This is a genomic window from Paenibacillus sp. FSL M8-0142 (assembly GCF_038597315.1).
GTDB classification, from domain to species: Bacteria; Bacillota; Bacilli; order Paenibacillales; family Paenibacillaceae; genus Paenibacillus_AQ; species Paenibacillus_AQ lactis.
This window is the reverse complement of record NZ_CP152008.1, coordinates 3,913,840-3,926,139: the sequence shown is the minus strand read 5'-3', so window position 1 is coordinate 3,926,139 and position 12,300 is coordinate 3,913,840. Positions and strand designations below refer to the sequence as shown.

Here is a 12,300-nt window from a genome sequence, read left to right as displayed (position 1 = left end):
GCTGGTGTCCATGATTCCAAGTGTCTCTTGAACTGTTCTATGCTTGTCGCTTGCGAACTAGAGCGGAAGCATTGCGATACTAGAGGCTTTCTAATGCTTGAAGCTCTCAGGCAATCCGAGCATTTCCGGGAGGGTGACAAAGGTATACCCCTTGCTTCGGAGCTCTTTAATGATACCGGGGAGCGCCTCGATCGTTCCGGTCAGATCGGAGCCGACTCCGCCCCCTGCGTGCTGCAGAACGATCGAGCCCGGCCCGACCGTGGATAGAATATTGCTCATGACCTCATCCTTCCCAAGACCCTTCCAATCCAATGAATCTACGTTCCAGTTTACGACTTTGAAGCCGTTCTTCCGGGCCCATTGGAGCTGCTCCTCGTTAATCTCGCCATATGGCGGACGGATAAGCCTTGGCTCGATTCCTGTAATTGATTTGATGACTTGATTGGTCCGCTCGATCTGATCCTTGAATTTATGGAGGCTCAGCTTGTTAAGCTGTGCATGGTTATAGGAATGGTTCCCGATGGCATGCCCTTCTTGATGCATGCGTTTGACCAGACCCGGATGTTTCTTGGCCCGCTCGCCGACGGCAAAGAAAGTAGCTTTAACATGATGTTCCTTCAGAACATCCAGCACTTTTCCGGTAAATCTGGGATCGGGGACGTCATCGAACGTCAAGGCGATTTTTTTTACGCGGGGCCCGCTGGTCCGGAAGGTATCCGGGTATTTTTTCATTAATTGGCTTAGCGACAGGTGTTCTCTTGAACCGCCGCCAGCGCGTTTCGCATGGTCTTCGATGGATGTGCGGGACTCGGACATGACGGAGGAAGTTTCATCCGGCTGCGAAGTCAGTCCGTTCAAAGCCGCGGCATGGCCAGGGAGAGCCGGCATGGCGAGCAGGATGCAAATCATCCCAAGGATGCGAAACCCTGCATGAATTCGGTTGAACATCTCGATCAGCCCCCTATAGCATTTTCTGTATGGTATTCCCAACCACCTTCAACTTTATCCATGCAGGCCTTTCGGGGCCCCTTTTTAGTTTTTGGGCGAAAAAGGTGTATAATAACGGTTGAGTGTTCATCACATATTTGGATTCGGAAGGGAGATATTCGATTGGCAGACTTATTTACACCCTATAACTTTAAAAATTTGACGCTTAAGAACCGGATCGTGATGCCACCGATGTGTCAATATTCCGTGAAAGCGGAGGACGGAATCCCGAACGACTGGCATTTCGTCCACTATGTCAGCCGCGCCGTAGGCGGTACCGGCCTGATCATTGTTGAGATGACAGGGGTCCATCCTGACGGACGCATAACGGACCAGGATACAGGCATTTGGAGCGATGAACATATTCCCGCCTATCGCCGGCTCGTTGATGCCGTGCACTCCTACGGCACGAAGATCGGCATTCAGCTCGGCCATGCCGGAAGAAAAGCGCAGGATGCGGAGCCGTCGGTAGCACCGTCAGCCATCGCGTTCAGCTCCCAATATAAAATACCGAAGGCGCTGTCGGCCTCCGAGATCGAAGAGCTGATCCAGGCGTTTAAGGACGCGGCCCGCCGGGCGGTTGAAGCCGGATTCGACACCGTTGAGATCCATGGAGCCCACGGCTATTTAATTCACCAATTCCATTCCCCGCTGACCAATCAGCGAAGCGATGAATATGGACAAGATCTTCCCCTGTTCGGCGAACGGGTCGTTCAGGCTGTGAAGGAAGTGGTTCCGGAAGGCATGCCGGTCATCATGCGCGTGTCCGCGAAGGAGTATGTCGACGGAGGCTATGACGTGGAATACTGCGCCGAGGTTTGCCGGAGATATAAGGACGCCGGGGTGGACATCTTTCATATTTCCTCAGGCGGTGAGGGCCCGATCGGATCAGGCGGAGGGCCGGAGGCAGCGCCGGGATATCAAGTGGACTTGGCTGCGGATTTCAAGCGATTGCTGAAGGTACCCGTCATTGCCGTCGGACTGCTGGATGATTATGAAGTCGCCCAAGATGTAATTTTGTCAGGCAAAGCGGATTTGGTTGCGATCGGCAGAGGCATGCTGAGAGATCCATATTGGGCCGTGCATGCTGCGAAGGCGCTCGGCGGGGAGCAGAAGGTTCCGAAGCAATATCAAAGAGGTTACTAAAAAATTTTTGAAACGTTTTGACGCGGACGGCGTAAATAATAACCATACAGCGATTATTAATGTAAAAGCGGGAGGAAGAATAAGATGTCCATATTTAAACGATTGCGCGATTTGACCATGTCCAATATTAACGCCATTATCGACAAGGCCGAAGACCCGATCAAAATGACGGATCAATATATTCGGGATATGACGGAAGACCTTGAGGATGCGGAGAAGGCCGTCGCCGCTCAGATTGCGATCGAGAAGCGCTTCAAGGCGCTATACGAAGAGCAGGCAGCTCTTGTCGAGAAGCGTACGCAGCAAGCGCATACGGCCGCCCAGGCCCAGAACGTGGAGCTTGCCCGCCGGGCGCTTGAAGAGAAGAAAGCGGCTGAAGCCAAGCGCGACGAATACAAGGCCAGCTACGATCAGAATAAACTCGCGGCAGACAACCTGCGCTCCAAGCTGGAGGAAATGCGCAAGCAGCTGACAGCTATGAAGAATAAGCGCGAAACGCTGGTTGCCCGTTACAATGCAGCCAAAGCGCAAACCGAAATCAACAAGGCGATGAACGGCTTTGGCTCCGATACGGCAGCTGCCGGCCTTAAGCGAATGGAAGAGAAGATGCTGGCAATGGAAGCAAGAGCGGAAGCGAGCAATGAAATGTCCCAGCGCGAAAAGTCCCTGGATGAAGAGTTTGAGAACCTCGGCAAAGACAAAGCGGTTGAAGATGAGCTCGCCGCTTTGATGAAGCAGTACGAGAATAAGCAATAACACATTCCGGGCAACGGACATTGGAATGACTAGGCGGGGGAGGAAGAGCTAAAGCTTGAAACAGCTTGGCTCCTCCTTCGTTTTTGTTTTCGAGATGTCGTTATCGATGAATGATCATGTGGAGGTTTGGGCGATGGATTTTGAGATGATCTTGAGCGTTCTGGTTTGGACCGCTGTTGGCGCTCTGCTGCTGTTCGTACTGATGTTCGTGGATTCCCTGTTTACGAAGTACAATGATCTGGAAGAGGTCAAGACCGGCAACATGGCCGTAACGACCCGATTGGTCCTAAAGCTTGCGGCTCAGGGATATATATTGTCCGTGTCCATCGGAACATCCTACCATCTGCTTGAGGCGATCATGGTATCTGTGGTTTCTTTTGTCATTTTATTCGTGCTTGAGGCCTTGACGGAAAGGCTGCTGCGCCACTTTGCCAACCTCAACCTGGATAAGGGGACTCGTGATGGAAAAACGGGATACGGCTTGTTTGCAGGTTCGCTTCATGTGGTAGGCGCGTTAATCATTACCGCTTGCTTATAGAACGCATAATGGAGATTGGAGACAGGAAAGATGAGTGTGTGGAAACGAATCAGCAACTTATTTGCGAAACCTGAACCGCCCAAAGCTGAGAAAAGCATGCTGCAGCTGGCGCCGGGGGATATATGCGAAGTATCTTTGGTAACGTACGAAGTAACGGGCCGGGTACATAACCGGGGCCGGAATGCGGTTGTCCTGACGCTTCAGGATGGCGCCCGTATCGCGTATTTGCACATTGAAGAACGGGAAACGGTGCAATACGCGCTATATACGCCGATTGACGGACGCCTTGACTCTCCGGATGAAGTACCGTCCATCATTGACCTGGACGATCATGTCTTCCATCTGGAGGAGGAATACGGCGGACATGTCTCCATTGCGGGGCGAACCCCTTTCATGCAGGGCGGTGAGCAGCATGTGTGGCAATACCAATCCGATGACTACAAGCTCTTGCGAATCGAATGGCAGAACGGAAGATTTATGCTGTATGAAGGAGAGAAAGTGATCCCGGGGGATGTACGAGTCATCCGGGCGACGTAGGGAGTGGTGACATGAAGGAACGCTCTTTTTTAACGATCAAGGTGCTGCTGGTGGTCAGCCTGTTCGTATCCTTGCTCAGCGGATGCGGAGCGCCGAATGTTACGGAGACGTATCCGCTCGAATCCGTGAACCGGGATGGGAACGCGACATCCTACGTGTACCGTGCGGCGGATAAGAGCGTACCGGAGGTTGCTGACGAGCTTATGTCCGCAGGCACGCCGGACCAGTCTTCACCCGTTGACAATGAGCGAATGTTTCTCGTCTACGGGGATGAGTATTACCATCTGCAGCAGGATCCGCAAAAGCCTGAGGATACGCTGATTGAAATCGATTCCAAGGAATATGTGCAGCGTAATTATGATTCAAGCTTTCTACAGGGCTACTTAACGGCGGTCCTGATCGGCAATTTGTTTGATACGTTCGGCGGCGGGAGCTACCGCGGGTATACGAGCAAAGACGTGTATAAACCGAGGGAAGGCAATTACCGCAAGCCGACGAGTCAGGACAAGAAGGCAGCGCCTCCGCTTACGGTTGACCGCAGCGGGAAGATTACCCGCAGGGGTCAGGACAAGGTCGGGACGGGAGGCGGCTTGTTTCAGCGAACTCCTGACAACGGGGGCACCCGAGGTTCGATTGAGCGAGGCGAGCGGGGAGGCGGTTTGTTCGACTCTCCTAAACGATCCTACAAAAAACCGAAAACGCGAACCGGCTCGGGCAAGATATACAGGCGGGGCCGAAGATGAATAAACAAAGAAAGCGTGCGGCAGGTTGTCCGTGCGCTTTTTTTCGTCACTGATCGTCATATGCTGCCTTGTCAGCATGAGATGACTGTCCGGTTCAGATTTAGGAAAACCTGCTCAGGTTTTTCGGATATCGAAACACCGATTAGCTGCAACTTCCGTCGTTCACGGTTTCGTTGTTTGCCACGGATACGTGGTTCGCGTTATAACTGAATGGAGAAGTTCGTTTGCAAGCTAACAGGAAAGCGAGGTTTTTTACATGTCGGAGCATAACGCGATAGACGACTTGAGCCATCGTCGTAAATTCAAGCGCCGGCCAATGCAAGTGGCGGATGCCCAAGAGCTAGCGGTTTCCTATGCAGCTACAGGATTGACGGAGCATATCCGGCTTCAGGAAAGCGACGGACGCGTGCTGGCTGCCGATATGATCGCCCCGCATCCGTTCCCGGCGTTTGCCCGGTCGGGGATGGACGGGTATGCGATCCGTTCGGCGGATACGAGCCGGTGTGAGCTTGGAGAGACCGTCTGGCTGAAAGTGGTAGATGAAATTCCATGCGGATACGTATCTTCCATTCCGATTGAATCCGGTACCGCTTCGCGAATCATGACAGGCGCTCAGGTACCCGAAGGAGCGGATGCCGTTGTGATGCTGGAAGCGACGGAGATTCGGCACGAGGGTTCCGAGACAATGGTCGGGATCAAGCGGCCGCTTGCCCCAGGCAAAAATATTACCCCAATGGGCTTCGAGCTGCAGGAAGGCGATCTCATCCTGCGCAAGGGAACGAAGATCGGCGCCGGGGAAATCTCGGTCTTGGCTACTTTTGGACTTCACCAGGTTGAGGTATACCGCAAGCCCGTTGTCGGAATTTTCTCTACAGGGACGGAGCTGCTGGATATCGAATCGCCGCTGGAGCCCGGCAAAATCCGCAACAGCAACACGTATATGCTGGCTTCGCAAATCAGGGAGGCTGGCGGGGTGCCGGTGATCATGGAGGCGATTCCGGATCGCATCGAGCTCGCGAAGCAGAGGGTCGAGGAAGCGCTGGCCGAATATGATCTCGTCGTAACGACAGGCGGCGTCTCTGTCGGCGATTACGACATTATGGGGGAGCTTGTGACCTCCGGCAGTATGGAGATGCTGTTTAACAAGGTGACGATGAGGCCAGGAAGCGTGACAACCGCTGCGGTGAAAGACGGAAAGCTGTTGTTTGCCCTCTCCGGCAATCCGGGCGCGTGTTACGTCGGATTCCTGCTGTTCGTCCGGCCAGCAATTCGAAAAATGCTTGGCATGGAGCAGTTTTACTTGAAGGAATGGACGGCTGAGCTTGGAGCCGACTATGCCAAGGTGAACAACTTCACCCGGTTTGTCCGGGGACGGCTCGAGGTGCAGGGCGGGAAGCTGATAGCGACACCGGCGCTGCTGGATGAATCGAGCGTGATGATCACGATAAAGGACAGCGATTGTTTGATCGTCATTCCGCCGGAGCTGAAGGGTGCTGCGAAGGGACAAGCCGTGCAGGTTCTTGTGCTTCCGGGGGCATGGACATGAACGTTGTTCAAATATGCGGGTATAAAAACAGCGGAAAGACAACGCTGATTGCCGCCCTGCTGCCGCTCCTGAAGGAGCAGGGATTACGGGTCGCGGTGATTAAGCATGACAGCCACGGCTTTGACATCGATCATAAAGGGACGGATACCTTTCGGTTCCGCGAAGCGGGAGCGGAAGGGGTAGCGATCGCTTCGCCTGGCAGAACCGCTATCATGAAGGAGTCCGAGGCGAAACTGGAAGACCTGCTGGCCAGCTATGACGATTTCGATCTGGTTCTGATCGAGGGGTATAAGCGAGAGGGTTACCCGAAGCTGGTGCTGCTTCGGAATGCGGATGACTTGGCACTGCTGGATGAGACGGTGGCGGTACAAGCCGTCATCGTTCGCCCGGCCATGCTGAAAGAACCGTCCGTTCTGCCGAAGATCCGGCAGCGGCAGACGGTTCCTGTTCTAACCTGGGACGATACTTCGCAGATCGCTGCAATGATAATGAAGCTGTGCTGATCGCCCGTATTTTACAATTCACCGGAGCGGCGTTCAATGGCCTCGGACATCGTTTTGTCCGTCAGATGGGCGTATACTTCCGTCGTCTCCGTTGAAGCATGGCCAAGCTGCTCCTTGGTCTTGTAAATATCATTTTGCAAATAATAGTCGGTAGCAAAGGAATGCCGCAGCTTATGAACCGTCAGGGAAGGCTTGCCAAAGCGTTTGGCGTATTTGATGATCATGGCCTGAATCGCACGCTTGGTCATCCGCTGGCCTTCCTGCTGCCCGTTGCGGAGCGCGACGAACAGCGCTTTTTCCTTCTTGGGCACCTTATATCGCGATTGCCGGAGCTGCAGGTAGCATTCCAGATCGTCCTTGGCCTGCGCCCGGAAGTAGACGGGCGTTTTAAAGGTCTCGTCATTGTTGCCTTTGCGGAACACATGGAGCAGCTTGTTGCTCAGATCGATATCCGACAAATTCAAATTGACGACCTCGGACACGCGAAGTCCCGAGTTCAGGATCAAGCTGGCAATGCATGCGTCCCTGACCTTATTCTGTTCATGGGCGTAGAGCGCTTGCTTGTTGTTCGCGACATCCTGACCATAACCTTCGTGAATATACGTGATAAAGTCCTGGAGCTCTTCCTCCTCGAGAATTTTGCCCTTCAGCTTGGCGGCCGTATCCTTTGGCTTATGAATGCGTTTAATTTCCACCTTGGCCATGATGTTGCGCTTCAGCAGCGGATAGAAATCCTCATCCTCGGCAATCTGACTTAGGTAATGAAACAGAGACCGCAGGGAGGAAAGCTTGCGGGATACGGTAATTCTGGAATTGGCCCCTTCCCTGCGCGTGGTAAGGTACAGCCGATAACCCGTAATGCTGTCCATTCGCAGACGTTCCAGCTCGGCCAAGGTCACCTCGGCATTGGAAGCGGCTTCCGATAAACCTTCCGAACGCAGCCAATTGAAGAAGGTTTCATAGTCCCGCACGTATTCAAGCAGGGTTGAGGGGGACAGGTCCGGCAGCTTGTAGTCGATGAATTGCTGTACATACCAGGGCATGGTTGGAGATTTTTCATCCAGCTTCGCCCGGTCCATATCTTTTTGTATATTCATATGAGCCACCTCGATTTTGAATCATTGTTGTGTTGATTCCTATTATACGATTATACGTTCTAGTGTAACATATGGAAAATTCCTAGTCTCATAACCTCCTGCCGCGCGCTAATGTGATTTACGATTGCATTGCCTCCTTGATTGAAATGCCGTTCATCGCATAAGATGGATATGCATGGCAGTCGGCACATAATACATAACAAAATGCTTGGGAGGCGGCAGCGTGATATCCATCCAATCGGAGCGGAAAGGGATCGAACTGGTCCCAAGAAGGAAGCAAGCCGTAATCGAAAATTTGATGCAGCTGTACCTGTATGACTTTACCAAATATTTGGATATTTCCGTGAATGATAAAGGATTGTTTCCGCCCTATCCGGATTTGGATGAATTCTGGAAAAAGCGGGACAGGAGATTTCCGTTCTTGATTAAATATGACGGCAGACCCGCGGGATTCGCTCTGATAGAGCGGGTGACGGATGATCCGAAAGCGGATTATTATATGACGGAATTTTTCATCATGCAGAAATACCGGCGAAGCCGGCTCGGCACATGGGCTGCAACCCGGCTGTTCGAGCACTTCCAGGGGCGCTGGAAGGTGACGCAGGTGAGCATTAATTTTCCAGCCCAGGCTTTCTGGAGAAAGGTGATCGAGGCATATACAGGCGGAAAATACGAGGAAGTCATCGAGTCGCCGCATAATAACCCGAGCCAGTATTTTCAATCCAAGCGTTACTAGATTTGTCTAACGTTATAACCGTGCACACAATCGATCCAATTTACAACCGGGAAACAGCAAACGGAGGGATAGTTGATGTATTTACCAAGCTTCAATCTTGAGGGGAAGAGAGCCTTTGTTACGGGTGCCGGACGCGGAATCGGGCGCGCGATTGCCATCGGGCTGGCGGAGGCCGGCTGCGTTGTCGGGCTGATGTCCAGAACCCGAAGCGATTTGGAGGAGACGGCTGCGATCATTCAGAGCTTGAATAAAGGTGGAAGCATCGTGCTGCCGGGAGATTTAACGAAGCGAACGGAGATGGAAGGGGCCATCGCGGAATTCGTTTCGCAAGCCGGCGGGATCGATATTCTGGTCAATAATGCCGGAATGAATATCCGCACACCTGCTCTTGAAGTGACGGACGACGAGTGGGAGCTGATCGTGCAGACCAATCTGAAATCTGCTTTCGTTGCTTCCCAGGCGGCTGCAAGGTACATGAAGGAACAGAAGGAAGGACGCATCATCAACATCGCTTCAGTCGGCGGACATACCGCGCTTCGAACCGGGGTTGTGTACGGATCAACGAAGGCGGCCCTCATTCATATGACCAAAGTATTGGCCATGGAGTGGGCGCAATACGGCATCCAAGTCAATGCGGTCGGCCCGTGGTATTTCCGCACGCCGCTGACGGAGAAGCTGCTTAGCGACGAGGCCTATCTGAAGGACATATTGGACCGTACGCCGATGAAGCGGGTCGGGAAGCTGGAGGAGGTCGTCGGTCCCGTTGTTTTCCTGGCATCCGATGCCGCGAACTACATGACGGGACAGACGCTGCTTGTGGATGGCGGGATGAGCATTTACGGCTTTTAGAAAATTTGGGAATCCCAACTGACCCCTGTTAGAAAAGGGTTCAATAATGGGTAATAAAGTATGGAACTTTGTTAAATTTTAAGATCGGATGCTGCGATCAGACAGTAGAGGAGCGTGAAGGGATGGAACGGAGAGCGTTTGGAAACACGGATATGTCTGTCAGTATTTTGGGATTCGGCGGTGCGGAAATCGGGGAGGCCGACCAGCGCACGGTTGATCGGCTGCTGCATAGCGCCATGGATGCAGGACTGAATATGATCGATACGGCGGAATGCTACGGCAACAGCGAGGAACTGATCGGGAAGGCATTGGCCGGCAGACGGGATGATTGTTATCTGTTTACGAAATGCGGTCACGCGTCAGGGATGGATTATCCGGATTGGGATCCGGTGCTGCTTGCAAGAAGCATTGACCGCAGTCTGAAGCGCCTCAAGGTAGACTATGTCGATGTCGTCCATCTCCACAGCTGCTCTGAAGAAATTCTCCGGCGAGGAGAAGTAATCGAGGTGCTGCAGAGAGCCAAGGAGCAGGGGAAGACGCGATATATCGGATACAGCGGCGATTCGACGAGCGCCCGATATGCGGTTGAGACCGGCGTCTTTGACAGCTTTGAGACCTCAGTGAACATCGCGGATCAGGAAGCCATCGAGCTGACGATCCCCTTGGCGGTGAAGCAGGGAATGGGGATCATCGCCAAGCGCCCTATAGCGAATGTAGCCTGGAAGCATGAGCGTTTAAGCGAGGATGATTACGCGTATCCGTATTGGCTGCGGCTTCAGGAATTGAACTATGATTTTCTGAATGATGTGCAGCAGGGCGTCGAAATCGCGATGAAGTTTACATTAAGCACGCCAGGCGTCGCTACGGCTATCGTCGGTACGGGCAATCCGGACCGATGGCACCAGAATGCGCAGCTCCTGCGAGATGGCATGCTGCCCCAAGAGACCTATCAAGCGATCCGAAGCCGGTGGAAAGAGGTTGCCGGAAGTGATTGGGTCGGCAAAGTATAATGATTTCGATATTTTAGTCGCAAAAGCTCGATTCGGGATTGATGGTGACAAAGTCAGCCTTCCGTGCCCGATCCGGGCTTTTTTTTATGGTCAGAATCGGCATGGTTCTAAGCAATATTAGCACATCAACACATCTACTTATTCCAATATTACACAATATGAAAAATTCACAATAGAAACGATATTAACCTCCCTCGTATCTATCTCCTGTGCTCCAATCACGGTTACCCAAGCCTCACCTATTTACGTTTGAACGTTGCATTTTTCGTGCTAAACAGGAGTCCTTCCGTGCAATATTCAATCAGGAGGGAAATGGAAATGAATTGGATATCCCTTGATTCCCTTGGAAATATTTCCCCCATCAGAAGATGATTATCCCCCTTTCGGTCCAACAAGGCATGGACTAAAATGCTGGTAGACAGCAAGTAATACATACGTCATGAAAAAATACTTAGGGGGATTCCAAATGAAAAGGTCTTCAATGTTACTTCTGAGTGTCATGCTGATGCTCACGATGTTCCTTGCCGCTTGCGGAAACAACGGGAACAACGGTGGCACGACGCCGGCGGCGGATGGCGAGAAGCAGAACACGGAAACGCCTGCGCCTGATAAGAAGGATGACGCAGCTCCCGTTTCTCTCCGCGTGTTCTCGACGTTCGGCGGCACGGACGCAGCACGTGAAGCATTTCAGTCCGCACTGGACGAATTTACGGCAGCGCATCCGAACGTAAAGATCGAGAATGATACGATGTCCGCCAACGATGACGGATTCAGAACGAAGGTCAATACCGATATGAACAGCGGCAATGAGCCGGACCTGCTGTTCTACTTCATCGGGGCTGATGCTGAAGGCTTCGTGAATGCAGGCAAGGTCGTTCCTTTGAACGAACTCCTTGATGCCAACCCGGACTGGAAGAACGGCTTTATCCCGGATGCGCTGGAGCTTGCAAGACAGAAGGATGGCAACATCTACGCGGCTCCACTGACCGGTTTCTATGAAGGGTTGTTTGTTAACAAGAAGATTTTCGAGGAGAACGGCTTGGAGCTTCCTACCGACTGGGAGAAGCTGACGACAGCTGTGAAAACGCTGTCCAAGAAGGGCATTATTCCTTTATCCGTACCATTTGACCAATCCCACTATCTGATCGAGCATACGATTCTGTCTGCAGCCGGTCCTGAAAGCCAGGCCAAGGGCCTGATCGACAGTATCGATCCGAACTGGGAGAAGGGCTATGCAGCCATGAAGGAACTGTATGACCTTGGAGCGTTCCCGAAAGACGCGGCTACGATTGACCTGGGCATGGCAGGAAACTACTACAGTGAAGGCCTTGCAGCCATGATTCTGGAAGGATCCTGGGCTGTCGGCGGCTGGAGCGACGAGACTCGCGACAATTCGACCGTCGTGCCATTCCCGACTGTCCCTGGCGGCGCCGGCAGCGGCAACGATATCGTCGGCGGTTTCGGATCCGGCTTCTATCTATCGAAGAAAACCTATGATGATGCAGCCAAGAAGGATGCTGCGGTTGAGCTCTTGAAGCATTTGACTTCTCCGGCAACCATTCAAAAAATCGCTTCCGCGAACGGCGGTACGCCTGCAGCTGACGTTGAAGTAACCGGCTTGCCGCAGGTTGCGCTTGACGGCTTCGCGATGGCAGCGAAGGCGAATTCGATCAGCTCTCCGGTAGACAGCAAAGTGTCGCAGGAAACATTCAGCAATCTGCGTGCGAGCGTTCAGCCAGTCGTTGAGGGCAAAAAATCGCCAACAGATGCGATCGCCGAAGCGAAAAAGGTTGAAGACGCCAACAAAAAATAATTCATGTTTGTAGAAACGGTAGAATTATAAGTGACGAAA

At 52.6% G+C, this 12,300-nt stretch carries 13 protein-coding genes; 11 read left to right on the top strand and 2 right to left on the bottom strand.

The features are described from left to right. Positions 1–90: 90 nt before the first annotated feature. Positions 91–948, bottom strand: a complete 858-nt coding sequence (locus NSQ46_RS18090) for a polysaccharide deacetylase family protein (protein WP_342574253.1) — start codon at positions 946–948, stop codon at positions 91–93. A 162-nt stretch (positions 949–1,110) separates the two neighbouring features. Between NSQ46_RS18090 and NSQ46_RS18085 the strand changes: the two genes are divergently transcribed. The 7 genes from NSQ46_RS18085 to mobB all read left to right on the top strand — a co-directional run bounded on the left by NSQ46_RS18085 (position 1,111) and on the right by mobB (position 6,756). Next, a complete protein-coding gene (locus NSQ46_RS18085; protein WP_251536772.1) occupies positions 1,111–2,133 on the top strand; it encodes an NADH:flavin oxidoreductase/NADH oxidase in 1,023 nt (340 codons plus the stop codon). An 84-nt stretch (positions 2,134–2,217) separates the two neighbouring features. Further along, positions 2,218–2,889 (top strand): PspA/IM30 family protein, encoded by a 672-nt coding sequence (locus NSQ46_RS18080; RefSeq protein ID WP_007130029.1) that lies wholly within the window; start codon positions 2,218–2,220, stop codon positions 2,887–2,889. A gap of 133 nt (positions 2,890–3,022) precedes the next feature. Next, positions 3,023–3,427, top strand: a complete 405-nt coding sequence (locus tag NSQ46_RS18075) for a DUF350 domain-containing protein (protein WP_342577009.1) — start codon at positions 3,023–3,025, stop codon at positions 3,425–3,427. A 30-nt stretch (positions 3,428–3,457) separates the two neighbouring features. After that, entirely contained in the window at positions 3,458–3,964 is a 507-nt protein-coding gene (locus NSQ46_RS18070) for a DUF4178 domain-containing protein (protein WP_007130031.1), read from the top strand. 11 nt (positions 3,965–3,975) lie between these two features. Next, entirely contained in the window at positions 3,976–4,707 is a 732-nt protein-coding gene (locus tag NSQ46_RS18065; RefSeq protein WP_251536770.1) for a DUF4247 domain-containing protein, read from the top strand. A gap of 256 nt (positions 4,708–4,963) precedes the next feature. Continuing rightward, entirely contained in the window at positions 4,964–6,253 is a 1,290-nt protein-coding gene (glp, locus tag NSQ46_RS18060; RefSeq protein WP_341033753.1) for a gephyrin-like molybdotransferase Glp, read from the top strand. Further along, positions 6,250–6,756: a molybdopterin-guanine dinucleotide biosynthesis protein B gene (mobB, locus tag NSQ46_RS18055; RefSeq protein ID WP_007130034.1), complete on the top strand. Its 507-nt coding sequence runs from the start codon at positions 6,250–6,252 to the stop codon at positions 6,754–6,756. The genes glp and mobB overlap by 4 nt, the downstream gene beginning before the upstream one ends. An 11-nt stretch (positions 6,757–6,767) precedes the next feature. On the opposite strand, the gene xerS is transcribed toward mobB, so the two are convergent. Next, entirely contained in the window at positions 6,768–7,853 is a 1,086-nt protein-coding gene (gene xerS, locus NSQ46_RS18050) for a tyrosine recombinase XerS (protein ID WP_007130035.1), read from the bottom strand. Between the two features lie 223 nt (positions 7,854–8,076). On the opposite strand from xerS, the gene NSQ46_RS18045 reads away from it, so the two are divergent. The 4 genes from NSQ46_RS18045 to NSQ46_RS18030 all read left to right on the top strand — a co-directional run bounded on the left by NSQ46_RS18045 (position 8,077) and on the right by NSQ46_RS18030 (position 12,261). After that, the gene (locus NSQ46_RS18045) at positions 8,077–8,589 is read left to right on the top strand and encodes a GNAT family N-acetyltransferase (RefSeq protein ID WP_342574249.1); all 513 of its coding nucleotides are present in this window, start codon (positions 8,077–8,079) and stop codon (positions 8,587–8,589) included. Between the two features lie 75 nt (positions 8,590–8,664). Then, the gene (locus NSQ46_RS18040) at positions 8,665–9,438 is read left to right on the top strand and encodes a 3-oxoacyl-ACP reductase family protein (RefSeq protein WP_007130037.1); all 774 of its coding nucleotides are present in this window, start codon (positions 8,665–8,667) and stop codon (positions 9,436–9,438) included. Positions 9,439–9,560: 122 nt separating this feature from the next. Next, positions 9,561–10,448, top strand: coding sequence for an aldo/keto reductase (locus NSQ46_RS18035; RefSeq protein WP_007130038.1), 888 nt, complete (start codon positions 9,561–9,563; stop codon positions 10,446–10,448). Between the two features lie 466 nt (positions 10,449–10,914). Next, positions 10,915–12,261 carry an extracellular solute-binding protein gene (locus tag NSQ46_RS18030; protein WP_007130039.1) on the top strand — a complete coding sequence of 449 codons (1,347 nt, stop codon included), beginning with the start codon at positions 10,915–10,917 and terminating at the stop codon, positions 12,259–12,261. Positions 12,262–12,300 lie beyond the last annotated feature (39 nt).

Coding starts and splice junctions, on each gene's coding strand:
- NSQ46_RS18090 (WP_342574253.1), bottom strand. CDS start 948: ATGTTCAACCGAATTCATGCAGGGTTTCGCATCCTTGGGATGATTTGC.
- NSQ46_RS18080 (WP_007130029.1), top strand. CDS start 2,218: ATGTCCATATTTAAACGATTGCGCGATTTGACCATGTCCAATATTAAC.
- NSQ46_RS18075 (WP_342577009.1), top strand. CDS start 3,023: ATGGATTTTGAGATGATCTTGAGCGTTCTGGTTTGGACCGCTGTTGGC.
- NSQ46_RS18070 (WP_007130031.1), top strand. CDS start 3,458: ATGAGTGTGTGGAAACGAATCAGCAACTTATTTGCGAAACCTGAACCG.
- NSQ46_RS18065 (WP_251536770.1), top strand. CDS start 3,976: ATGAAGGAACGCTCTTTTTTAACGATCAAGGTGCTGCTGGTGGTCAGC.
- glp (WP_341033753.1), top strand. CDS start 4,964: ATGTCGGAGCATAACGCGATAGACGACTTGAGCCATCGTCGTAAATTC.
- mobB (WP_007130034.1), top strand. CDS start 6,250: ATGAACGTTGTTCAAATATGCGGGTATAAAAACAGCGGAAAGACAACG.
- xerS (WP_007130035.1), bottom strand. CDS start 7,853: ATGAATATACAAAAAGATATGGACCGGGCGAAGCTGGATGAAAAATCT.
- NSQ46_RS18040 (WP_007130037.1), top strand. CDS start 8,665: ATGTATTTACCAAGCTTCAATCTTGAGGGGAAGAGAGCCTTTGTTACG.
- NSQ46_RS18035 (WP_007130038.1), top strand. CDS start 9,561: ATGGAACGGAGAGCGTTTGGAAACACGGATATGTCTGTCAGTATTTTG.
- NSQ46_RS18030 (WP_007130039.1), top strand. CDS start 10,915: ATGAAAAGGTCTTCAATGTTACTTCTGAGTGTCATGCTGATGCTCACG.